Annotated in this window: 21 protein-coding genes; 16 read left to right on the top strand and 5 right to left on the bottom strand. The window is 39.4% G+C overall.

The features are described 5' to 3' along the window. The first annotated feature begins 121 nt into the window (after positions 1-121). The 5 genes from HS960_RS15345 to HS960_RS15365 all read left to right on the top strand — a co-directional run bounded on the left by HS960_RS15345 (position 122) and on the right by HS960_RS15365 (position 5,378). Positions 122-859 carry an electron transfer flavoprotein subunit beta/FixA family protein gene (locus HS960_RS15345; RefSeq protein ID WP_153846577.1) on the top strand — a complete coding sequence of 246 codons (738 nt, stop codon included), beginning with the start codon at positions 122-124 and terminating at the stop codon, positions 857-859. Positions 860-880: 21 nt separating this feature from the next. Beyond that, positions 881-1,855 (top strand): electron transfer flavoprotein subunit alpha/FixB family protein, encoded by a 975-nt coding sequence (locus HS960_RS15350; protein ID WP_182329949.1) that lies wholly within the window; start codon positions 881-883, stop codon positions 1,853-1,855. A 115-nt stretch (positions 1,856-1,970) separates the two neighbouring features. Then, positions 1,971-2,597, top strand: a complete 627-nt coding sequence (locus HS960_RS15355) for a bifunctional nuclease domain-containing protein (protein ID WP_046674002.1) — start codon at positions 1,971-1,973, stop codon at positions 2,595-2,597. A 45-nt stretch (positions 2,598-2,642) separates the two neighbouring features. Then, on the top strand, positions 2,643-4,013 hold the full coding sequence (locus HS960_RS15360; RefSeq protein WP_182329951.1) for a nucleoside permease: 1,371 nt from the start codon (positions 2,643-2,645) through the stop codon (positions 4,011-4,013). 39 nt (positions 4,014-4,052) lie between these two features. After that, positions 4,053-5,378, top strand: a complete 1,326-nt coding sequence (locus tag HS960_RS15365) for a mechanosensitive ion channel family protein (RefSeq protein ID WP_182329953.1) — start codon at positions 4,053-4,055, stop codon at positions 5,376-5,378. Positions 5,379-5,764: 386 nt separating this feature from the next. Here HS960_RS15365 and HS960_RS15370 read toward each other — a convergent pair whose 3' ends face one another. From HS960_RS15370 to HS960_RS15380, 3 genes are all read right to left on the bottom strand, one after another. Further along, positions 5,765-7,324 carry a calcineurin-like phosphoesterase C-terminal domain-containing protein gene (locus HS960_RS15370; RefSeq protein ID WP_182329955.1) on the bottom strand — a complete coding sequence of 520 codons (1,560 nt, stop codon included), beginning with the start codon at positions 7,322-7,324 and terminating at the stop codon, positions 5,765-5,767. 338 nt (positions 7,325-7,662) lie between these two features. Next, positions 7,663-8,166, bottom strand: a complete 504-nt coding sequence (locus tag HS960_RS15375; protein WP_228280036.1) for a hypothetical protein — start codon at positions 8,164-8,166, stop codon at positions 7,663-7,665. 91 nt (positions 8,167-8,257) lie between these two features. Then, positions 8,258-8,830: a C40 family peptidase gene (locus HS960_RS15380; RefSeq protein ID WP_182329957.1), complete on the bottom strand. Its 573-nt coding sequence runs from the start codon at positions 8,828-8,830 to the stop codon at positions 8,258-8,260. A 306-nt stretch (positions 8,831-9,136) separates the two neighbouring features. On the opposite strand from HS960_RS15380, the gene HS960_RS15385 reads away from it, so the two are divergent. Next, the gene (locus HS960_RS15385) at positions 9,137-10,033 is read left to right on the top strand and encodes an EamA family transporter (RefSeq protein ID WP_182329958.1); all 897 of its coding nucleotides are present in this window, start codon (positions 9,137-9,139) and stop codon (positions 10,031-10,033) included. A 116-nt stretch (positions 10,034-10,149) separates the two neighbouring features. Here HS960_RS15385 and mtaB read toward each other — a convergent pair whose 3' ends face one another. Further along, a complete protein-coding gene (mtaB, locus tag HS960_RS15390) occupies positions 10,150-11,472 on the bottom strand; it encodes a tRNA (N(6)-L-threonylcarbamoyladenosine(37)-C(2))-methylthiotransferase MtaB (RefSeq protein WP_075991309.1) in 1,323 nt (440 codons plus the stop codon). Positions 11,473-11,739: 267 nt separating this feature from the next. Here mtaB and HS960_RS15395 point away from each other — a divergent pair, with 267 nt between their 5' ends. From HS960_RS15395 to HS960_RS15410, 4 genes are all read left to right on the top strand, one after another. Continuing rightward, positions 11,740-12,561, top strand: coding sequence for a thymidylate synthase (locus HS960_RS15395; protein ID WP_120335367.1), 822 nt, complete (start codon positions 11,740-11,742; stop codon positions 12,559-12,561). Positions 12,562-12,626: 65 nt separating this feature from the next. Beyond that, positions 12,627-13,121, top strand: coding sequence for a dihydrofolate reductase (locus HS960_RS15400; protein WP_153846570.1), 495 nt, complete (start codon positions 12,627-12,629; stop codon positions 13,119-13,121). 4 nt (positions 13,122-13,125) lie between these two features. Continuing rightward, positions 13,126-13,776 (top strand): hypothetical protein, encoded by a 651-nt coding sequence (locus tag HS960_RS15405; protein ID WP_182329960.1) that lies wholly within the window; start codon positions 13,126-13,128, stop codon positions 13,774-13,776. Positions 13,777-13,840: 64 nt separating this feature from the next. After that, complete coding sequence (locus tag HS960_RS15410; protein WP_228280039.1) at positions 13,841-15,049, top strand: serine hydrolase; 1,209 nt, start codon at positions 13,841-13,843, stop codon at positions 15,047-15,049. Between the two features lie 116 nt (positions 15,050-15,165). On the opposite strand, the gene HS960_RS15415 is transcribed toward HS960_RS15410, so the two are convergent. Next, positions 15,166-16,173 carry a D-alanine--D-alanine ligase family protein gene (locus HS960_RS15415; protein ID WP_145330310.1) on the bottom strand — a complete coding sequence of 336 codons (1,008 nt, stop codon included), beginning with the start codon at positions 16,171-16,173 and terminating at the stop codon, positions 15,166-15,168. 146 nt (positions 16,174-16,319) lie between these two features. Here HS960_RS15415 and HS960_RS15420 point away from each other — a divergent pair, with 146 nt between their 5' ends. From HS960_RS15420 to HS960_RS15445, 6 genes are all read left to right on the top strand, one after another. Further along, a complete protein-coding gene (locus HS960_RS15420; protein ID WP_159731816.1) occupies positions 16,320-17,306 on the top strand; it encodes a PASTA domain-containing protein in 987 nt (328 codons plus the stop codon). A gap of 143 nt (positions 17,307-17,449) precedes the next feature. Beyond that, positions 17,450-18,490, top strand: a complete 1,041-nt coding sequence (mltG, locus tag HS960_RS15425; RefSeq protein ID WP_182329964.1) for an endolytic transglycosylase MltG — start codon at positions 17,450-17,452, stop codon at positions 18,488-18,490. Next, on the top strand, positions 18,490-18,897 hold the full coding sequence (locus tag HS960_RS15430; protein WP_153846564.1) for an acyl-CoA thioesterase: 408 nt from the start codon (positions 18,490-18,492) through the stop codon (positions 18,895-18,897). Before mltG ends, HS960_RS15430 begins: the two co-directional genes overlap by 1 nt. Position 18,898: 1 nt before the next feature. Next, positions 18,899-19,864: a YihY/virulence factor BrkB family protein gene (locus HS960_RS15435; RefSeq protein WP_153846563.1), complete on the top strand. Its 966-nt coding sequence runs from the start codon at positions 18,899-18,901 to the stop codon at positions 19,862-19,864. 227 nt (positions 19,865-20,091) lie between these two features. Then, on the top strand, positions 20,092-22,023 hold the full coding sequence (gene rpsA, locus HS960_RS15440; RefSeq protein ID WP_153846562.1) for a 30S ribosomal protein S1: 1,932 nt from the start codon (positions 20,092-20,094) through the stop codon (positions 22,021-22,023). 100 nt (positions 22,024-22,123) lie between these two features. After that, positions 22,124-22,963, top strand: coding sequence for a sulfurtransferase (locus HS960_RS15445; protein WP_159731822.1), 840 nt, complete (start codon positions 22,124-22,126; stop codon positions 22,961-22,963). The last annotated feature ends 1 nt before the right edge of the window (position 22,964 follow it).

The following is a 22,964-nucleotide window of genomic DNA, read 5'->3' on the forward strand; positions in this document are numbered from 1 at the left end:
AATAACTGGTAAAATTAAAAATTCATCAAAATCACAAGACGACTCTTTAACAGAATTTAAAACGCCTTAGCGCTTTTTAATTGAAAGAAAATATGGTAAGTTTGAGTAAAACCAATCGTATATGAAAATATTAGTTTGTATAAGTAATGTCCCTGACACTACATCCAAAATCACTTTTACAAATGACAACACTGCATTTAATACAGCTGGTGTACAATTCATTATAAACCCTTATGATGAAATTGCTTTATCCAAAGCAGTTGAGTTGGCTGAAGGTGGAAAAGGAACCGTAACTGTCATCAATGTGGGCGATGCATCGACAGATGCAACCATTCGAAAAGCATTGGCAATTGGCGCAGACAATGCTGTACGGATTAACGCCGCTCCACGCGATGCTTGGTTTGTTGCTAATCAGATAGCAAAGTATGCCAAAGACAATGCATTTGACTTAATTTTAACTGGCCGCGAATCCATCGACTATAACGGTGCTCAAGTGGGGGCAATCGTAGGAGAACTGCTGCATATCCCTTCTGTTTCCATTGCCAAAAAAGTTGATATTGCGGGCGACGCAGTCACAGTTGAGCGCGAGATTGAAGGTGGAAAAGAAGTATTGACAGCAAAGCTGCCAATCGTCATTGGTACAGCAGAAGGTGTTGCCGAGCCAAAAATACCTAATATGCGTGGTATTATGAGTGCGCGGACCAAACCATTGGATGTGCTGGAACCTTCGGCTATAGACGTTCTTGAACACATTGTCAGCTATGAGACACCAGCTCCGCGCGGTACGGTCAAACTTGTTGACGCTGCCGAGGTAGAAAAATTAGTTTCTCTTCTTCACGACGAAGCTAAAGTTATTTAATCTTATAAACGCTAAAACACCATGTCTATACTCGTATATGTAGAAAATACCGATGGAAAATTCAAGAAATCTGCTTTTGAAGTTGTTTCTTATGCAAAATCCATCGCCGATAACATACAGACTGATCTTGTTGCGATTTCAATTGGAAATGTCGCCGGAGACGAACTTGCTGGCTTAGGCAAGTACGGTGCTTCCAAAGTATTAAATGTCGACAATGAACGACTCGCTTCTTTTGTAAACCAAGCGTATGCAAGCATCATTGCTGAGGCCGTAAAAAGTACCGGTTCAAAAATACTTGTGCTGTCCAACTCATTCTCAGGTAAGGGACTCGCACCACGTATCGCAGCCAAATTAGAGGCTGGTCTGGCCGATGGCGCACTCGAATTGCCGAAAATCAATGGCGACAAACTGACTGTCAAAAAAACAGCGTTCTCCAATAAAGCGTTCGCTACGCTCGAACTATCTTCGGATATAAAGGTCATCGCATTAAGTCCAAATGCATATGAAACAAAAGAGACCGGTGGTAGCGCAACTGTCGAAACTTTTGCTCCGAATATTGACCAAACAGATTTCACAACGATGGTCAAAGAGATTGTCCGAGCAACAGACAAAGTTTCCTTACCGGAAGCTGAAATCGTCGTCTCCGCAGGCCGTGGTTTAAAAGGACCTGAAAACTGGGGTATGGTGGAAGAACTTGCAGAAGCCCTTGGTGCAGCTACAGCATGTTCAAAACCCGTATCTGATGCAGGCTGGCGCCCGCATTCGGAGCACGTAGGCCAGACAGGTATTGTTGTTAGCCCCAATCTCTACATTGCTATCGGTATCTCCGGAGCGATACAGCATTTGGCCGGAGTAAGCTCTTCTAAAACAATCGTTGTCATCAATAAAGATCCAGAAGCGCCCTTTTTCAAAGTGGCCGATTATGGAATTGTAGGCGATGCTTTCGAGGTCGTTCCGAAATTAACGCAGGCATTGAAGGCTTACAAAGGTATTTAAAGCTTTCATCCGATATATTCTCCCCATTTATCCAAAATGAATGGGGAGTTTTTATTTGTTATAATTGCATATAAAAGCAAATTTATCTAAGTTTGTAGACCGCTTTGGAATTAAAATGAAGAAAATCAGATTAGATATCGTTGGTTTATCCTATAGTCAAACGCAATCTGGGGCTTATGCTCTTGTATTGGGAGAAGTGGAGGGCAACAGAAGATTGCCCATCATTATCGGCAGCCACGAGGCTCAAGCTATTGCTATTCGGATAGAGAAAATGATTCCTAGTCGTCCGCTGACACACGACCTATTTCAATCTTTTGCAGATTCTTTTGGTATTAAACTCATTGAAGTACTGATCTATAATTTGATTGAAGGGATATTTTATGCTAAAATTATCTGTTCCGACGGCAACAAGATTGTCGAGATTGATGCCCGCACATCCGATGCCGTTGCACTGGCTGTACGGTTTGAAGCTCCGATCTATGCCTACGAATTTATTATGTCCTCTGCTGGAATTATCATTGAAGGACATGAGTTTGCATTTTTGGAAAACCTAGACAAATCCAATAAAGTTCAGGATCCAAGTGTTGTTGAGGTCGAAGAAAAAACACCTTCAAAATCCCCACAAAATCCTTTCTCCTCGTTGACAGATGAGCAACTGGAGCAAGCACTTAATCAGGCATTGACCGAAGAAAACTACGAGCAGGCTGCATTGATTAGGGATGAGATTTCCAAAAGAAAATAACTCCTTTCATTAAAGCGAAACAAAAATTTTAAATAACATCGATTTATGTCTATTAAATTAAGATTGACCATTATGAGCTTCTTTCAGTTTTTTGTCTGGGGAGCATGGTTGATTACAATAGCAAACTATTGGTTTGGCACAAAACAATGGGATGGTACACAATTTGGAGCTATTTTTGCAACCATGGGGATCGCTTCTTTATTTATGCCTACCCTGATGGGAATTATCGCCGATCGTTGGATAAATGCCGAAAGATTATATTTTATTCTTCACTTATGTTATGCGGGTGTTTTATTCTATTTACCGCAGGTAAATGATCCAAACACCTTTTTTTATGCAATGCTTGCGGCAATGTGTTTTTATATGCCGACTTTGGCCCTATCCAATTCCATTGCGTATACGGCATTGAATGAAAATAACTACGATTTGGTCAAGGCATTCCCGCCTATCCGAGTTTTCGGAACGATAGGCTTTATCGTTGCCATGTGGATCACCAATTTAACAGGCAACAAGGCTACAGCTTATCAATTTTATATCGCCGGAACCGCAGCTTTGGCTTTAAGTCTCTATGCTTTTACATTACCTAAATGTCCACCGAAGAAGTTACAACATGAAGATGCTTCCTGGACACAACTATTAGGCTTGGAAGCATTTAAACTTTTTGGAAATTATAAAATGGCTTTATTCTTTATTTTTTCCATGTTCTTAGGTGCCGCACTCCAATTGACCAATGCCTACGGTGATGTATTTTTGGATGAGTTTAAATTCTACCCTAAATTTGCAGAATCTTTCGTTGTGAAATATTCGACCATCATTATGTCGATTTCGCAGATATCCGAGACACTTTTTATTCTTGCTATTCCATTTTTCCTCAAAAGATTCGGTATAAAAAAGGTCATGCTGATTTCGATGTTTGCCTGGGTATTACGTTTTGGATTATTCTCATTTGGTGACCCTGCAGGCGGACTTTGGATGATTGTATTATCCTGCATCGTCTATGGTATGGCATTTGACTTCTTTAATATCTCAGGTTCTCTATTTGTCGAAACCTCGACAACATCACGTATACGCAGCTCAGCACAAGGCTTATTTATGATGATGACAAATGGTTTCGGTGCCGTTGTAGGCAGTTTTGCATCGGGTTGGATCATTGACCATTACTTTACCAAAAGTTTTCAAAACAGCAAAGATCTCGCACAATATCTGGATACAACAATCGATAATACCCATTTTCTACATTTTCTACAGGAAAAGAGTATTTCAATATTACCTGACGGTATGTTAAGTGGTAACCTCATGCTAAAAGACTGGCATGATATCTGGCTTGCATTTGCCATTTACACCTTGGTTATAGCAATCTTCTTTGCTGTATTCTTTAGACATAAACACGAGCGTGAACCGCTAAACTCAAAATAACCGAAAGCCGCTAATTGCGGCTTTTTGTATATTTGTAACATGCAAAGCACAGCAACGGAATTATTCAAAGATTCCCAATCCTACATCTATAACTGGACATTTCAATGGATTAAACAACTTGGTCTTGATAATCAGGGGAGCCATTTTGTTAACTCGATCCTTTTACTCTTACTGGTTATCCTGTTTTTGATCGTCATTGACTATTTCACCAAAAGAACGTTACTCCTGTTAACAATCAAAGCCATCAGGCGAAGCACAAATCGCTTTGACGATCTATTGATCCGCAATAAAACGCTGAAACTTACTGCTCATTTTGTTCCGATATTAGTGGCACAATATATCATGCCCATTATCTTCATGGGTTTTCCAACCTGGAAAGAAAACAGCAATAAAGTACTTGACATAGCAACGACCGTCGTCAGTTTACTGATTATTCACTCGCTTCTGAAAAGTTTACGGGACATGCTGCGCATGAAAAAATCTTTTGCCGACAAGCCCCTGGAAAGTTATTTACAGGTCTGCCAGATTATCCTATTATTTATCGGTGGAACGATCTGCTTTTCGATATTGACAGGAAAATCCCCTTGGTCCTTCTTATTATCCTTGGGTGCCGCGTCAGCAATCTTGATGTTGGTATTCAAAGACACTATACTGGGATTTGTTGCCAGTATACAAGTTTCGGCCAATGACTCCATCCGTGTAGGCGATTGGATAGAAATGCCTAAATATGGCGCCGATGGAACTGTCAAAGAGATTAACCTCAACAATGTGAAAGTGCAGAACTTTGATAAGACCATTACGACGATACCGACGCATACACTATTGTCGGATTCTTTCAAAAATTACAGGGGCATGCAGCAATCGGGCGGGAGGCGCTTAAAACGAGCCATAAACATCAAAATTTCCACGATCCGTTTTTTGGAAAATGAAGAAATTGAAAGGCTCAAAAATATACAGATTCTGCGCCCTTATATCGAGGAGCGTGCCAAGACAATTGACCAATTCAATACGGAACAGCAGATAGATCAATCAAGTCCCATAAACGGTCGCAAAATGACCAATTTAGGAATGTTCAGAGCTTATACACTCACCTATCTACGTCAAAATCCCAATATTCACAAGACCATGCCCTTGATGGTACGTCAGCTTGCTTCAACCGAACACGGTGTTCCGGTCGAACTTTATTTCTTTGTAAATGATATCCGCTGGGAATATTACGAAGGAATTGTTTCAGATGTATTCGACCACTTATTTGCTGCAACAAAATACTTCGACCTGGAGATCTTTGAAAATCCGGCATCAGATGATTTCCGGCAGGTTATCCAACAACAAAACCTTCATGACTTCGCAGACCAACGGCAGTAGGAGCGAACTGAAAGTTCTTTCCGACCAATAACATCAGTCACTTTCAGAAAAAAAGCCGCTACCGCACTAACATTCATATACCAGGTTAACGGCTTAACAAAGTTTGTAGCTGCAAACCGAATAAAGTGTAAAAATGGATCGTAGTAGAAGGACTTAAATTTTGGCAGCATAATTTAAAGTGAAAGGTCTAAAAACAGTGAAAGGTAATCTGGGGAGATTACCTTCACTTTAAAAACAAACTAAATTTTCAGACGTGTTTCACAACAGATCTACACATTAACCCTAACTCTTTATGAATCAAAAATTACTCTACACAAATATAGGATGGTAATGTTAAGTGCATCTTAAGCTATCTTTAAACTTAAAACAACTCTACAACCGGTTATTTATCTCACCTCAATAGTCTTCGTTGCCAGGTGTACTCTATTGAAAAGATCAACAGCCTGAACCTCAATCTGATATTTACCAGCTTTTAATTTGGGCAAATTAGCCGTCCACAGATGACTAGATTTTTCAGGGTTTGAAGGTCTACGCGTATTCTTTAATTCAGTTGCTGTATCGTACTTAGCCAAAGAATTTAGAAATGCTGGATCGTTTTCATTGACAAAATCCATTTCCTTCCATTCGCCCTGATTGATTCTATACGTTACCTTGTCACCTTCCTTTCCAATAAAAAAATTAGCGTATATCGGATATCTCTTTGTGTATTTTTCTGGAACGACCGAAGCTCCATATAAATCGATCTGATACGTTGCCGGCTTACCTACAACCTTATAATCAAAACTGTATTGGTTGCCCTCGATTTTTAAAATGGCATACCCTTTTGGTGTACCGTCCCGCATTGTAGAAACAGGAATTCCCTTTTCATTCAACTCGCCCGAATACCAGTCACCAGAGGTTGTACCTACATTATATTCGTGATGTGGCTTTTCTTGTTTCCATCCGTCCTTTTGTCCATAAAAATATTGGCGCTGAAAGTGTGTATGCGCAGACAAAGACAAGGTATGCTTAAATGGAGCCAAAATATCGAACAGACGTTGTCTATCTTCATTACGAAAGACATCCGAGTTTTGATGATATAAAGGAATATGAAATGCCAATACAATCAATTTATCTTTAGCTACGTTTTTTAAGTCATTTTCCACAAAATCAAGCTGATCTTTACGAAATCCACCTAAATAACCTTTACCTGTCCGCGGATTCGGGTAAATGATATTATCAAGAATGATAAAATGCGTGTTTCCATAATTGAACGCAAAGTTATTGGGGCCAAAAGTCTGCTCGAACGATTCATCGGAGAGGCTATCCACTTTAGCATCATAGTTCATATCGTGGTTTCCCATGACATTATACCACGGTAATCCCATCGTGGAAATCACCGATTTATACTTTGGCTGTAGTGAAAGATCATCTCCCACTAAGTCGCCTAAGCTTATTCCAAATTTCGCAATTGTCTTATCTGAAATTTCATTGATCACACCATTTTTGAAATAGGCTAGTTCTTCCTCCGTGTAGGCTTGTGGATCACCAAAAACAAAAGCTGAAAAGTTAGGATCTTCATCTTGTTGGTACAATGCAAAATTTACAGCAGCCGGGATTTTTCCTGTAGCAGCAACTGCAGGATATTTTGAAGCTGGACTACCGTTTAACTTATGGATATAATAGAATTTTGGATGGTTATTTTCATCCAAAGGCAAAGCGTAACCTGTCGGTTTAACCACGAAAATGATGTTGTCATTTCCAACAGGCAACTGATAATTGCCATCTTTATCGGTTGTCGTCACCTCGCGCCCGTTACTAACAGCAACGGAGGCAACGCCTCTTTCGTTTTTATCCAATTTTCCGTTTTTGTTTATGTCTAGATAAACTTTTCCTTTCGCAAAATCTTGGGCCTGCACCGCATTTACGAATGCCCAGGAAATTGCTAATGCCAAAAATGCTTTCATATGAAATTTTGTTTTGGCGCTAAAGTATTCGATTCAGGTTAAAGGAGTATAAAGAGAATATAAAGAATTTATCAAAAAACAAAGGTAACAATTTAAGACTTCCGTATTAATTAACGCATATTTAATAGTATCATTATAGGGACTTTATCCGTGTTTTATTCGTATTCATCCGAATGAGGTCCCTATCAGGTCCCTATTAGCTCCCTATAAAATCCCTATTAGAAATAATATTGTTAGCTACTTAAATCCTTCTCCCTTTGTTTTCAGACAGGTATTTGGCAAAAAAAAGAGAAACCAATTGCTTGATTTCTCTCTTACCCTTAGGGTTTATTTCTTAACTATCGGGCTTGCGCGGTTGCCAACATACGGTTGACTTCATCGATCATTGATTTTGCCGCGTCATGCATACGCGGGTTGCCTGCAAAATCTGCATCTAAAGTAATATGCTTGGACTTATCTTTATAGTTGTACTCTAAATAAAAACGTGGAACTTTAGAATGTGTTGAATCCTGCTGCCATTCAGGACCAGTCATATCGGTATCCAAGTTCCAAAAGCCGAGCTCCATTGCTTTGCGGTGCAGGTACAATAAATCGTCTTTTGTAAATTTTACAGTATCGGTAATTAAAGAATCTTTTTTGTCTAAATACTTATAGATGCGTGTTTTTGAATTGTATTCGTTGACCATGTGATTCGGCTCGCCGTATTTGAATTCAATGGATTCAAAATCAGCAAAACGAAAAGGGGCATTTTTGATCATATTACTATAGTAATAAACACAATACATCAAAAACGGCACAATAATACATAGGCCCAAAAAAATCTTCTTACTCTTGATTGTCATTTCTATAAAATTTTGACAAAAATAAGGATTTATATAGGGTATAAAAGTTTATATCAAGATATGACATAAAACCTACATGAAATTCACGCATTTAGATATTCGGAGAGCCCGCGTCAACAAAGGTCTTAGCATACCAGCTGTCAGAAAGATCAGAGATAATAACACCTTTCCGTGTCGAAACATGAACAAACTTATTATTATGCAGGTATACACCTACATGATCTATCCCATTTCGTCCGAAAGAAAAAAACACGAGATCTCCTTCTTCAAGTTTATCGACCTTTTTTCTCTTTACTATTCCTTCCATGTCACGCGAAGTCCGGGGCAAATTCCCTTTGTATACTTCAATATAGAGCAGATTAACAAACCCCGAGCAATCTACCCCAGATTTGGTCTGTCCACCCATACGATGCGGTATGCCCATCCAATCGTCAATAAATGAATAAAGATGTGGATTTAGTTTTTTTGTACTCACATTGAGTAAGTCTGCATAATTGTCAAGTCGGGATCCGGAAAAGGTTTTTCCGCGCGCTGAGCTCGCATCTGTTAAAACCCCGCCATTGGAAGAATGTGTATTGGAGCTAAGTACCTTTTTCTTCGTTGAACAACTGCTCAAAAATAGAACTGCACCTAAAAAGAAAATAAAATAAGATCTAACACTCATGCTGTTCGATTTACGTTCTTGCTTAACAAACTTACTTGCCTAACAAACTTAATTAAATTGCTGTTTATATCCAATAAATTTGCCCACTGCTAAAAAACAATTTACTCCTATGACCGCTGCTATAAAGCCGTCCCCGCAACATGTTACGACGAACAGCAATGTTTCCAGTCAATGAATTTCACCTGTTGGATGCATTTACTCCTTACTGTAAAGCTTGTCCCCGAAGATTGCTTTTCTTGATAAGAACGTCAGATAAGAAAAAGAATTGTTCAGAAATCGTAACTTTGACGCCTAATTTATTTGAGAATGGAAAAATTAAAAGGTGCATTAGCTGTCTTTTTAGGTGCGAGTAGTTTTGGGATACTATCAACGTTTGTTAAAAAAGCCTATGGTAAAGGGTTGACTTTAGGAGAGGTAACGGGAATTCAGGTATTGTTTGGCATGCTTATACTGTGGCTTATCTATATTGTCATCAAACTCTTTTCTGCAAAGTCATTTCACTCTTCAAGCAAGAAATCTTCATGGATCAAGATATTAATCAGTGGTACCTCTACAGGTTTGGTGAGTATCCTCTATTACAAATGTGTGCAGCTTGTTCCGGCTTCGTTGGCCATTGTACTGTTGATGCAGTATATCTGGATCGGTGTGCTGATTGAATTTATCTTTTTCAAGACAAAACCTTCAAAAAACAACCTGATTGGCATCGGCATTGTACTCATTGCAACATTATTAGCGACTGGACTTATTGAAAAAGGCTTACAACACCTCAACTTAACAGGTGTCTTATTTGGTCTTTTAGCGGCAACCGCCTATTCGGTCTTCATGATCGTGAATGGCCGTGTCGGCAATGACTATCACCCCATTCAAAAAAGCGCTATTATGGTAACGGGGGCCTGTATCATGGTCTTTACGTTATTTCCACCTGCTTATTTATTGAATGGTCAATTTGATGGTAACTTCCTCTATTTCGGCTTGATCCTTTCTCTATTTGGCACAGTCATCCCACCTTTATTATTTGCCTACGGCTTACCTAAAACGGGCTTCTCCTTAGGCGGAATATTGAGTTCGGCGGAGCTACCTGTAGCCACCTGTATGTCATTTTTTATACTTCATGAAAGTGTATCCACGATACAATGGCTCGGGGTACTTTTGATCTTGGGTACCGTCGTCTGGTTGAACGCAGCAAAGAGCAGTGCACATTAGGGGTGCAATCAATAGGGAAATTAGGAAATTCCCTTTAACGAAAAAAGGCAATCTTACTAGAGAAGATTGCCTTTTTATATGTTATAAATCTTAATATGATATCCCCCTTAAAAAGATTAATGTGTCAGTGTCTCCGGAATTTCTTCTACCTCCACTTCACAGGAATCCGTTACGTCCATAAATTTAACCGGCACAACCTCATTCACCAATAATGGATCGTACAAGGTCCTTACTTTGACATAGTTTTTAGAAAAACCATGCATATATCCATCTTTCTCATCAGCCTCAAACAAGACATCACCAGTCTCGCCAAGCTGTGACTCATAAAAAGCACGGCGCTTCTTCTCCGAAAGGATATGCAACATTTTGCTACGGTCACTACGTTGAGCTCCCGGTACAGCGCCGTCCATTTGAGCTGCAATCGTATTCTCTCTTTCTGAATAGGTAAAGACATGCAGATAAGAAATATCCAAATCATTCAAGAAATTGTACGTATCGATAAAGTCTTCACGTGTTTCTCCCGGAAATCCGACAATAACGTCAACACCAATACAGCAATTAGGCATCAATGACTTGATAAATGCGACGCGCTCTGTGTAAAGTTCTCTTTTGTACCTTCTGCGCATTAAACTCAGAATTTTATTGCTTCCAGACTGCAGTGGCATATGGAAATGTGGAACAAAACGTTTTGATTGTGCCACAAACTCAATAATATCGTTGGAAAGAAGATTAGGTTCTATCGAAGAAATCCGAATCCTGTCGATACCTTCGACTTCATCCAAAGCCTTTACCAAATCCAAGAATCGGTCTTCACGCTTACCATCCCGAATACCAAAATCACCAATATTAACTCCCGTTAACACAATTTCTTTTACGCCTGAAGCTGCAATTTCTTCCGCTTGACGCACAATATCTTCGATCTTACCCGAGCGGCTTCCGCCACGTGCCAAAGGAATCGTACAAAATGTACATGAATAATCGCACCCGTCCTGTACTTTTAGGAAGGTACGCGTACGATCGCCAATCGAATAAGCCGAGACAAATTGATTGGTCTCATCGATTGGACCATTATAAACGATCGTTTTTTCCTGTTTCGTCAAATCATTGATATGCTCAATAATATTAAACTTTTCAGCTGCACCTAAGACCATATCCACTCCGGGAATCTCTGCAATCTCTTTTGGTTTTAGCTGCGCATAACAGCCAACAATCGTAATATAGGCGTTGGGAGAGTGCTTTAATGCTTCCTTCACTACTTTTCTACACTTCTTGTCAGCATTATCCGTTACCGAGCATGTATTGATTACATAAACGTCTGCACGGCTATTGAACGCTGTGGTATCATAGCCCGCATCTTTAAATAAACGACCAATGGATGATGTCTCTGAATAATTCAGTTTACATCCAAGTGTATAAAAAGCTACTTTTTTATTCTCCATAATATTTTGCAAAATTACATTTTTTTTCAGTAACCGCTCTTATCATTTTAAGTTTTGACTTTCTCGTTATAAGGATTTTCCTTAGTTTTGACTATCTTGAAAGGCTGAATGCACCGGCGGCTTATTACAGGCAAACGAAATTAGTCCGGACATGATGTATTCAAATATTCCCCGATTGAGAATCAGACACATAAAACAGCGCTATTCGTCCCTATCCAGTTCGATTATAGCATTGATATTTAGTATTTAATAATTACTTTTTTACAGATGAAACAATATTTAGATTTACTCAGACATGTATATACGAATGGTGTTGTAAAGACAGATCGTACTGGCACGGGTACCAAAAGTGTCTTTGGATATCAGATGCGTTTCAACCTTCAGGAAGGTTTCCCTTTGGTAACGACGAAGAAATTACACTTGCGATCCATTATTCATGAGCTGATCTGGTTCCTTAAAGGTGAAACCAATATTCAGTATCTTAAAGAAAATGGCGTAAGCATTTGGGACGAGTGGGCTGACGAACAAGGGAATTTAGGCCCTGTATACGGATCACAATGGCGCTCCTGGCCAACACCTGATGGCCGCCATATCGACCAGATCACACAGGTGATCAACCAGCTAAAAAATTCACCGGATTCACGCCGCATTATTGTATCGGCATGGAATGTTGCCGAAATAGAGCATATGGCACTCCCTCCTTGCCATGCTTTTTTCCAATTTTATGTGGCGCCAGCACAGCCCGAAAAAGGCATCATGAAACCACAATTGTCCTGTCAACTGTATCAACGCAGTGCGGATATATTCCTTGGCGTACCTTTCAACATTGCCTCTTATGCTTTGTTGACGATGATGGTCGCACAGGTTTGCGACATGGAAGCCGCAGAGTTTATCCATACTCTGGGCGATGCACACATCTACAGTAATCACTTCGAGCAAACGGAGCTCCAATTGAGCCGCGAGCCAAAAGCGCTACCACAGATGAAAATAAACCCTGAAGTAAAAGATATCTTTGAGTTCAAGTTTGAAGATTTTGAATTGTTAAACTACGAATCACATCCACATATCAAAGCTCCGGTTGCCGTTTAACAATGAAGGCACCTAATTTTGTAACCACATTATTTTAGCGGACGAATAATCACATTATATCAAAAATGAGCAACCCAACGATCACATTAATCGTAGCTGCGTCGGAAAACAATGCCATCGGAATCGACAACCAGATGCCTTGGCATTTACCCAACGACTTTAAATATTTTAAGAGAAATACCATTGCGCATTCTGTCCTAATGGGCAGAAAGACTTTTGAGGCCATAGGCAAAGCTTTACCGGACAGAAGGAATATTGTCATCACGCGTAATGCGAATTTCCAGGGAGAAGATATTGATGTAGCCAATAGTATTCAAGAGGCACTTTTATATTGCCGGGATGAACGCGAAGTGTTTATCATTGGTGGCGCAAACATTTATCAGCAAGCGCTACCCTTGGCAAACAAAGTGCTTTTGACACGGGTACATACAACCCTAAAAGGAGATGCTTTTTTCCCTGAATTACCTTCCGAAGAATGGGAATTAATTTCTTCAGATTCGCATCAGGCAGATGAGAAACATGCATTTGCTTATACCTTTGAAGTTTATTCGAGAAAATAATTCCATGTTTACGAATATCAAAACGCAATATCATGGGGCAAAAAGCTCCATGATCCTATTGACATTAAATTTCGGAATTTTTCTACTGGGTACCTCGACCCAAGCTCTCGCACAATTTCGCCTGCCCACCACAATACGAACTCCTGGCGGGAACGTTACTTTACCGGGGTTGTATACCCCCCCGTTCTATTCTTTCAATAGCGAACCGATAAGCAGTAGGTATAAATTTTATATTGTTTTGAAAAATGACAGTACTGTTGTTGCAAAAACAAAAATAAAATTGAGAACTGCAACAGCACCCAGTGAAATATCCTGGCGGGAAAAAGGCAAGAAATATACAGTAACGCCCGATCAGACGAAAGAAATCTATCGGATAGATTATTGGAACAAGAAAATAAAAGGCATTCCACAGGACAGCTGCTGGTTATTTTTGGTCGACACTGTCAGTCATGAAAAGCGAATCCGCCGCTATAGCATGACCGCTGACATCAATCAGCCTGCCATATCGCATTTCAAGATGGAAAAGGCGAAGGAGATTTTACCACTGAAAAAAGAAACCTTGGAGCCTTATGTAGAGGGAAATGAAAAAGCAAAAAAACTCCTGTCAAAAAACAAATTGTTAAAAGCTATAGAAGAGCTTAATCTACAGTACTAAACAAGCGCAACACTTTGATCTAAGGCACATGCACAAATACTTCATCTTAATTTTCACCCTATTCATGTCAGACGCATACGCTCAGCAGATAGATACTGTTTACCTGGAAAAATTACTCCAAAGTCATCCTGATCTATTTCAAAACATATTAAGTCATCCGACGAAAAATGAGGTGCAGATTCTGTATACGCAAATTGATCGTGACAAATCCAATAGGCCACATTTCAGGTCCTATAGCTATCGCCTGAATCCGAACTGGTATTTTTATCCCGCAAGTACCGTGAAGTTGCCGACAGCAATTTTGGCCTTAGAAAAAATCAACGACCTCCATCTTGCCGATTTAACCAAAGACACTCCCCTCCGCATTGATTCTGCATTTGAAAAGCAGACTAAGGTTCTTGTGGACGAGTCGGCAGCCAATGGTCTTCCCTCTGTTGCACAATACGTAAAAAAAATACTATTGACCAGCGACAATGATGCACAAAATAGACTGTTTGAATTTATTGGCCGTGCCGAACTGAATGCGAAACTAAAAAAACACGGCACCAAATACAGCCGTATCGTCAACCGTCTTGCCATTGGCGACAAAGGAATATGGGCCAAACACACCAATCCCATTACCTTTTACAATGGAAAAGATGTCATCTACCAACAAGCGGCCCAATTCGACCCAAAAGACTACACGATGAAGCTGGCCAATACTCTTCAGGGGAAAGGTTACATGAACGATAAAGATGAACTTATTCATGAGCCCTGGAGTTTTGAGGGGCTTAATGTCTACGCACTCGAAGATCAACAGTTCATATTGAAGAAATTACTATTTCCGGAAGCATTTCAGCCTAAAGAACGATTTAATCTAAAAAAGGAGGATTATGACCTACTCTATGACTATATGTCGCGCTATCCCTTTGAATCGGATTTCCCGAAATATGATCCAACAGAATTTTGGCCAACGTATAGCAAGCTCCTTTTCTATGGCCGTGAAAAAAATGCGACCTTAAATCCCAACATCCGGATCTTCAACAAGTATGGAGATTCTTATGGCTATAATATTGATAATGCTTATATCGTCGACTTTGAACATGGGGTAGAATTTATGCTCGCCGTTGTTGTGCAGTCCAATGAAAATGGCATCTACAACGATGGACGCTATGAATACGACACAGTAACCTACCCCTTTTTAAAGAATATCGGGCAGGTAATTTATCAGGAGGAACTGAAAAGGGTTAAAAAGTTCAAACCCGATCTATCCAAATTTGATTTCAGAAAATAAAACACACAAAAACGGCTTTCAATGTATGAAAGCCGTTTTTGTGTGTCGCTATTGCGGCATATTTTTATCCACTTTGGGTAGAAGGCTGCTTGCTTCACGGTATTTTTGAAATAGAACTATTTCGATTGTAAGGCTGTTTCGATCAACTCGCCGTAAAAATCGCCCTCCTTCATTCCAAAAGCCCGTACCTGCTGCGGAATAAAACTTTGTGGAGTCTGCCCGGGAATGGTATTAATTTCGATAAAATAAAATTTATCGGTATCGTTTTCCAAAAAGAAGTCCACGCGAACCATACCTTTACAGTTCAATCTAACATAGATTTCTCTTAAAATACGCGCAGCACGCTCCTGCTGTTCGACCGTCAGGTCTGCCGGCGTAATCTCCTCGGTCAATCCAGGTACATACTTGGCTTCATAATCAAAAAATTCGCGTGTAGTCCGAACTTCTGTGGCAGGCAAAACAACAAGCTCACCTTTTGAATTCCGAAAAATTCCCTCGGAAAATTCTCGTCCAGTCACAAATTCTTCAACAATAACCTGTTTTCCTGTATTTTCCGCATCAAAAGCTTTGTCAATCGCTTCCTGCAGTTGTGCCGATTCCTTTACTTTGGTCATTCCGATACTACTTCCACCGGCATTAGGTTTCACAAAATAAGGGAGTGAAAGATTACTTTCAACGATTTTGAGTGCCTCCGGGCGTTGCGATTCAAACAGTAGGACCGATTTTGCCAAATGCAACTCGGGAATATCCGATAAGATCGCTTTTGTATACCCTTTATTCATAGTTAATGCGGACGTCAAAGCATCACATGAGGTATATGGAATATCTAATAAATCAAAATAGCTCTGAAGTCTTCCATCTTCTCCAGGCACACCATGCACCATAATAAAAGCTAAGTCAAAAGTCAAGATATCCCCATGCAATGGAAGTGTAAAATCAGCTTTTGAAATCGGATGACGCTTTCCGTCTAAATCTTCATAGTACCATGCTTCTTTGGTCACTGTAATCAAATATATATCGTATTTGTCGTGATCAAGTTGAGAATTGACGAAGGCAGAACTTTTAAAAGAAACTTCAGCTTCTCCTGTATAACCTCCAGTTATTAATGCTATTTTTGCTTTCATAAATTTTAGCGATTCGAATAGCAAATATAATTTGCTATACACGGAAAAACGAATAATTTTGTGAGGAATAATTTTATTTAATCATTCTGCAAACTTGGCTTTAATATTGCGGTTCTATGCAGAATTAATTTTTATCAAACAGAGAAATGTCCAAAGTCGTACAATATCTTCAGACCCCCACTTTTAGGAAAAATCTTATTGCCGCTCTTATTGCGATAGTATGTCTATTCCTTTTCGTTTATATTGGACTGAAAATATATACCAAACATGATGAATCTATCGCCGTTCCTAAAGTGAAAGGCCTTCATATCAGTGCTGCCATCCAAGCTTTGGAGGACGCCGGGCTGGAATATCAAATTGACTCCGTCTATCAGATGGATGCCAAACCTGGCATGGTCATAGAGCAGGATCCCGAACAAGGATTTCATGTAAAATCGGGTCGGACTATTTATTTGACCATTATCACACAGGTTGCACCTGAAGTTGCTTTTCCGAATATAAAAGATAAAACATTGATCGAAGCAACAGCCATCTTGAAAAACCATAACCTTCGAATCGGTGACACTTCTTATGTCGCAGACATCGCCAGGGATATCGTATTGGATGCTCAATTTGCGGGACAATCTATCCGCAACGGACGCATGATTCCTAAAGGTTCACGTATAGATCTAGTTTTGGGAAATGGACTGGGAGCAAATGAAGTGGAGATACCTAATTTAGTTGGGCTTCCATTAAACGAAGCAAAGTTCGCCTTGTCTGGAGCTGGCTTAGGTCTAGGTACTGTAACCTATGATCCAAGCGTAACGGATACAGCCACTGCAGTAATCAGTGTGCAATCACCAGGAATAGAAAAGGGCCTGACCAGTTTAGGCGCTAAAATTGACGTAACACTTTCACTCACAGCACCAACAACAACTACAGGAGCTCCAATTGGTGGTACGACAACACCTAAACCACAGGCAAACCAAACACAGGTTACTCCGCCTGCGGCAAAACCTCCGGTTCAGTCAAAGCCTGTTGCTCCAGCAAAAAGTAACACAACAAATAGCCCTGCAGCTAAAACGACAACGACAAATCCTGCAGCAGGGCAAAAAAAGGAAAAAGAAAATAAAGGGAATAGTCTAGGCTTTTAAGCCCACTGACTTAAAAATGAAGCTGCATTGAATGATCTCCATAATAATGGATTAGAGTTCTTGGCAGATTCATCAACCATTGACTGCTAAGGGCTATATAAACGCCATGAATAGCGAACAACAGATGAATAAAAAATTTTAGAATGGAAAATAAAAAAGGAATACCAAGTTGGTTAAAAATCATTGCGCTAATCGTTATCGTTGTTGGAGGTTATTTTGCCTGGACATTTTATAAAGCATTTTATGCTTCGAATGTATCGGGAGAGAAAAAGTACCTGTACATACACGAGGGTGAAAAATATGAAGATGTATTGAAATCAATCAAGGATTCAAATCTCGTGGATGATATCGCTTCCTTTGAGCGTGCTGCACAATATAAAAAATATGAGCAAAGTATAAAACCCGGACGTTATCTGTTAACCCCAGGGATGAACAATAGACGCTTAGTCGGCAATTTGATTGGCGGCTACCAAGAACCGGTAAAATTCAGGTTTTCCAATGTACGACTGAAAGAAAATATGGCCGCACTCCTTGGAAAAAGTTTTGAGGCAGATTCTGCTCAATTTATTGCTGTATTGAATGATGAGGCTACCGCACAAAAGTATGGATTTACGAAAGAAAATCTGATTTCTATGTTCATCCCCAATACCTACGAAATTTACTGGAACACCAATCCGGAAAAAGTAATTGCTCGTTTTGATGATGAATGGAAAAAGTTTTGGAATGCGGATCGCACGGCAAAAGCAAAAGCGCTTAATCTGACACCACAACAGGTGAGCACATTGGCATCGATTGTGAAAGGTGAAGCCTTACACCAGGATGAAATGCCCATGATAGTCGGCTTATATTTAAACCGCCTCAAAAAAGGTATGTTATTGCAAGCAGATCCTACGGTGATCTTTGCTAATAATGACTTTACCATTAGAAGGGTATTGAATAAGCACCTCAGAACAGACAATCCTTACAATACTTACATCTATAGAGGATTGCCTCCAGGCCCTATATCAATTCCAAGTATCGCTGCAATTGATGCAGTCTTAAACTTTAAGCAACATGATTATATCTACATGTGTGCCAAAGATGATTTTTCGGGTTACCATAATTTTGCAAAAACAGAAGCTGAGCATTTAATCAATGCACGTAAATTTCAACAGGCTCTGGACGCTAGAAATATTAAAAAATAATGTTTGTATTTGACCATCAGATTCGCGTCCGCTATGCAGAAACAGACCAAATGGGCTATGTCTATTATGGAAACTATGCTGCGTTTTATGAAATAGCGAGAACTGAAATGTTGCGGAGCACAGGGATATCCTACCGGGAACTGGAAGAAATGGGGGTCATGCTCCCCGTTGCGGAGATGAAAACGAAATATCTGAAACCAGGCAAATATGATGACTTGATCACAATACGTGTAACAATTCGTCAGAAACCCGCCGTTCGCATCATTTTCGAATATGAGCTTTTCAATGAGAGTGGGGAACTACTCAACCAGGGAGAAACAACATTGGTCTTTGTCAATATGGAGAAAAATAGGCCTTGTATGCCGCCACAGGTTTTCCTGGATAAGATGAGTAAATATTTTAATTGATATGGGGAAAATCCACCAATGGCTATTAAATTTTGAACCTTATTTTAGATTAATCGAATGGAGTAAACGCGTCGTACTACCTGGCTTTGGCTCACTACCACTTTACACTGTGGCCGTATTTTTTTTTCAGGAGCTTTCCAGAGATTCCATAGCCAGCAAGGCTTCTTCCCTCTCCTATAGCTTTCTATTGGCCATTTTTCCGGGAATCATTTTTCTATTTACATTAATCCCTTATATTCCGATTAATAATTTTCAGGAACAGTTGTTGGATTTCCTTGCCGTAGTTATTCCTAAAAATGCATTTCTCGTTGTTGAAACGACTTTGGAGGATATTATCAAGAATCAAAATGGCGGGTTACTATCCTTCGGTTTTGTGTTTGCGGCCTATTTCGCGACCAATGGTATGGCCTCCCTCATGAATGCGTTCAATAAGGCTTCATTGATGACGGAAAGAAGACCGTGGATCAGAAAGCGATTGCTTGCTTTAGCTTTGGCTATCCTGATTATTTTTGCGTTAACCGTGGGGATGACGATATTTACCATCGCTGGTATTACGATAGACTACCTCAAGGAAACGACAGGTATTAAATCCAGCTTCTGGGCTATTCTACTTAAAATCGCCCGATGGTTGATTATATTCGCTATTTACTTTTTCACGGTAAGCTGTATTTATAAATTTGGCCCTTCTACCTCCAATAAATGGAAACTCTTTAGTCCCGGAGCATCTATGGCTACCATTCTAGCGATATTGACGTTTTCAATATTTACATTTTATATCAATCATTTCGGCGCATATAACAAATTGTACGGATCCATCGGGACATTAATCGTTATCATGCTCTGGATTTACTTGAATACGCTTATTTTATTATTGGGTTATGAACTGAATGCGGCAATAGCGCTGTCTAAACAAACCATTGTTATTGCCAAGCCACGCATTTTCAACTCTTTTAAGAGAGAAGACTAGTCGTTTTAAGCCTCTTAAAATCTATTTTATCGGAAAAGGATTTCCACAAATAAAGTCGAGAATTAGCAATAGTACAATTCAAATACCATCCGTTGTAAGATTGGCATGTAAAAAGTCCCCTATAACTGAAAGTCTTTCAATAAAATAAGAAAAATAAAATTTTGCATTTAAAGTTTTTTTGTACCTTTGCAACTCCTACAAAGTAGGAAAAAGGAGAAAATTAATTAATGGCAAAAAAACAAGAAGCAGAAAAAGAATTAGCAGCGAAAAACGCAGAGCTACAAGGTGCTGACACTAAAGTAGTGAAAGACACTGAAAAAATTGAATCAGAAGCTGATTCAAACTTAATCGATGAAATCAAATCAAACACTTGGATCACACCAGAAGGTGAATTTGACTGGGATGCAAATGATAAAGGTTTCGGAAATTATAGCGAAGCTGAACGCGCTAAACTTGAAGCACAATACGCAGATACTTTCAACCAAGTTAACCAAGGTGAAATTATTGAAGGTACTGTAGTTTCTATCAACAACAAAGACGTAGTCTTAAATGTTGGTTTCAAATCTGACGGTTTAGTTTCTTTATCAGAATTCCGTGACTTACCAGAATTAAAAGTTGGTGACAAAGTTGACGTATTCGTTGAATCTCAAGAAGATGCTAACGGTCAATTAGTACTTTCTCGCAAACGTGCTAAAACTCAAAAATCTTGGGAAGCTATCAATGAGGCATTGGAAAATGATGCAATCATTACTGGTTTCGTTAAGAGCCGTACTAAAGGTGGTCTTATCGTTGATATCAAAGGTGTTGAAGCATTCTTACCTGGATCTCAAATCGATATCAAACCTATCCGTGACTACGATATATACGTAGGTAAAACAATGGAATTCAAAGTTGTGAAAATCAACCACGAATTCAAAAACGTTGTCGTATCACACAAAGTATTAATTGAAAACGACTTAGAAAACCAAAAATCTGAAATCGTTGCTAAATTAGAAAAAGGTCAAGTATTAGAAGGAACAGTTAAAAATATCACTGACTTCGGTGTGTTCATCGACTTAGGTGGTGTTGACGGTTTATTGCATATCACAGACATCTCTTGGGGTCGTATCGAGCATCCAAAAGAAGTTTTATCGCTAGATCAAACAATCAACGTTGTTGTATTAGACTTTGATGATGAGAAAAAACGTATCGCTTTAGGCTTGAAACAATTATCTGAGCATCCTTGGGAATCTTTAGATACTGCATTAGAAATTGGTTCTAAAGTTAAAGGTAAAATCGTAACAGTTGCTGATTACGGTGCTTTCTTAGAAATCATCCCTGGTGTTGAAGGTTTGATCCACGTTTCTGAAATGTCTTGGTCACAAAACTTACGTTCTCCACAAGAGTTCTTGAAAGTTGGTGATGAGATCGAAGCACAAATCTTAACGCTAGACCGCGATGAGCGTAAAATGAGCTTAGGTATCAAACAATTGACTCCAGATCCTTGGAAAAATATCACTGAGCGTTACCCTGTAGGTTCTAAACAAACAGCTGTTGTTAAAAACATGACTAACTTCGGTGTATTTGTTGAGTTAGAAGAAGGTATCGATGGTTTGATCCACATCTCTGATTTATCTTGGTCTAAAAAAATCAACCACCCTAACGAATTCACTAAAGTTGGTGAAACATTAGATGTAGTTGTTTTAGAATTAGATGAAGAAAACCGTAAATTATCTTTAGGTCACAAACAATTGGAAGAAAACCCTTGGGATACTTTCGAAACGATCTTTACTGAAGGTTCTATCCACGAAGGTACTGTGATCAAAGTTGGTGACAAAGGTGATATCGTAGCTTTACAATACGGTGTTGAAGGTTTCTGTCCTTCTAAACACTCTGTTAAAGAAGACGGTTCTTCATTGAAAGTTGATGAAGTTACTTCATTCAAAATCATCGAGTTCAACAAAGAGAACAAACGTTTGGTAATTTCTCACTCTCGTATCTGGGAAGAAGAGAAAGAAGAAGCTCGCAAAGAAGAGTCTAACAACCGTAAAAAAGACGCTAAAGCTGAATCTTCAGCTGTTAAAAAAGTAAAAGATTCTGTTGAAAAATCTACTTTAGGCGACTTAGACGTGTTAGCTCAATTGAAAGAGCAAATGGAAAATGATAAAAACGCTAAGTAATTAGCAATTTCAATCCATAAAAAGCGGCTGTTCCAAAAGGACAGCCGCTTTGTTTTTATAGGGATGCTTTTGTAATTTTGTATCAATAAACGTTATTGTTATGTCATTCAAATCAGCCTTAATTAACCCCACCGAACTTCAGGAATTATTGGGACAGCATACAGACATTGTCCTTCTCGATTGTACGATCGACAAAGTAGGCCAATCCATCAAGGATACCAAGCTCGAAATACTTCCCCATTCTCAATTTTTTGACATCGAAGGAAAGCTATCGGATCCAACTTCTAAATTACCGCATACCCTCGTGTCGGCAGAAGTATTCGAACACGAAATGCAAAGCCTGGGAATTAATCAGGATAGTACGGTCGTCTTATATGACAGATGGGGCGTTTATTCAAGCCCAAGGGCATGGTGGATGTTTAAGGTCATGGGATTTGAACAGGTCTTTATTCTAAATGGCGGTGTTCCCGCTTGGAAAAATAACAAACTGCCACTCGTAGACCAGTATACAACCACTGCAAGACCCAGTAACTTTAAAGCCCAATTTCAAGCAAACCTGTATGCCGATAAAGAGTATATCTTAACACATTATCGGGATGCTCAAGTGAATATTTTTGACGCCAGAAGTAAAGGTCGATTTAGTGGTTTAGTAGCTGAACCCCGGAAAGGCCTTCATGGTGGGCATATTCCCCACTCCAAAAATTTCCCTTTCGAAGAATTATTTGACGGAATCGTTTATAAACCCGTTGATGAATTGAAACAGCAATTTGATCATTTTAATGCGACCGGAAATGAATATGTATTCTCCTGTGGATCGGGTATCACGGCCTCAATCTTAGCATTTGCTTGTCATCTTGCTGGTCACGAGCAAATCCGTGTATACGATGGTTCTTGGTCGGAATGGGGCCGTGAGGAGCTCAATCTACCCATCGAAAAATAGT

Origin of the sequence: Sphingobacterium paramultivorum (assembly GCF_014109745.1) — a bacterium.
Lineage (GTDB): Bacteria > Bacteroidota > Bacteroidia > Sphingobacteriales > Sphingobacteriaceae > Sphingobacterium > Sphingobacterium paramultivorum.